1 protein-coding gene is annotated in these 1,752 nt (G+C 36.5%); it reads left to right on the top strand.

Going from position 1 to position 1,752, the window contains the following annotated elements:
• Positions 1-588: 588 nt before the first annotated feature.
• A complete protein-coding gene (locus IC21_RS03240) occupies positions 589-1,374 on the top strand; it encodes a polysaccharide deacetylase family protein (RefSeq protein ID WP_029143165.1) in 786 nt (261 codons plus the stop codon).
• The last annotated feature ends 378 nt before the right edge of the window (positions 1,375-1,752 follow it).

Here is a 1,752-nt window from a genome sequence, read left to right as displayed (position 1 = left end):
AAATTTTTACACAACACTATTTTATATTTTGATAATCGGAATTTGGCTTGTATCTGACCAAATTTGATTCGTTCAGCAAGCCCTAATTATTCAGCATATAAAACTAAAGCGAATAAATGGGAACAACGTATTGGCGAGCATATAAAACAAAGAAGATTCAAAAAAGAACCAAATGAATATTTAAACACTATTGAAGAGAAATGGAAAAGGCACAACTAATTTATTGTGTTGGTTGTGCCGTCTAAGAAAAAAACTGTTTGAATAAAGGAATGGAATAAAAATGACTCATTAATGAAATGCACTTCTGTCAATGTAGTCAACAATGTTTGTCCAGTTGCTTTGGCATAATCTGTTTTCGATAAAAATTAATCATCTGAACAAAATAAGGGAGACGAAAAATGAGTAAAAGATGCGTGATGTGAATTGGGAGAGAGTTCCATTCTTTGTTGGCATCGTATGTAAACGGCGCTTGAATTTTTTCCATTTGAATGGATGTGAAAAATAACAATGGAAGAATCATTCTTGCAGACATGATTTTGAAACATCCTAACCTAAACAACGAATTTACACGAAAGGTGTTGTTGCTTGATGATCAACAAAAAGTTCGTCCTATGGTGTATCTTGATCATAGGTTGTTCGGTTGCTCTGTCGTTTATTTGTACAGTTTTCGTAAAAGCGAACGATTTGAATAGAGGCCGAAAGTTTTATGAAGAACACGGAAAAGCCATTTGGGAAATACCGACCAAACAAAAAGTCATTGCATTGACATTCGATGATGGACCTAGTTCAAAATATACTCCGGAAATTCTGGATATTTTAAAACAATATCATGCTAAAGCAACCTTTTTTGTGGTGGGGACCTGTGTAAAAGCTCATCCTGATGTAGTGAAACGAGAAATTTTGGATGGACATGAATTAGCGAACCATACATACCATCATTCCGGTTTTAGGGGGCTTAACGAGGAAGAAATTAGAAATGAATTAAGAAAAACAAAACAAACGATTACGCAATTGACTGGATATTCTCCTAAATTGTTTCGCCCGCCAGGAGGTTATTATAATGAAACCATTATTAATGTTTCGAACCAAGAAGGTTATACGGTTGTGATATGGTCATGGCATCAAAATACGTATGATTGGAAAAAACCGGGCGTTCATAATATTGTAAAAAAGGTTTTATCTAACGCCCGAAATGGGGATATTGTCTTATTTCATGATAACGGCGGAGACCGTCGTCAAACGATTGAAGCACTAAAAAAAATTTTACCGGAACTTCAAAAAAGAGGATATAAATTTGTGACCGTATCAGAATTACTACAAATGCATCCAAAGTATAGATATCTGGATTTAAGTCAATATTTTGGACACCAATAAGTGAAATTTAATTTTGATCTCATGCCATATTTTTCATGACATCGCTGGTCGCTTGACATGGAGCCTCTGCGGGCGTGGTGTTATGCGAAGGGCGAAAGGGGCAATGATTTCTTTCGCATGGCAAACAAGCCTGCCACACCCGCCACTCCATGTAAAGCGGATGCTTGTAAAATTGTGAAGAGCACTACGCTGCCCCTTTGATACTGTCTTCTGTTTCTTGTGGCGTCATATAGCCCAGGCAGCTATGAATCCGTTTCCGATTGTACCAGCCTTCTATAAATTCGAATAAGGGCTTGCTGAATAAGCAAAAATTCCAGATTTGACAAGGATTTTGGCTACTTTTGTCGAATATAAAGTGTAAGGATTTCAAAGGAAACA

The sequence above is a fragment of the Heyndrickxia coagulans DSM 1 = ATCC 7050 genome, assembly GCF_000290615.1.
Classification (GTDB): Bacteria; Bacillota; Bacilli; order Bacillales; family Bacillaceae_C; genus Weizmannia; species Weizmannia coagulans.
This window is presented reverse-complemented; position numbering and strand designations above follow the sequence as displayed.

Excerpts from the sequence above, each read along its gene's own strand:
- IC21_RS03240 (WP_029143165.1), top strand. The coding sequence starts at position 589 with ATGATCAACAAAAAGTTCGTCCTATGGTGTATCTTGATCATAGGTTGT.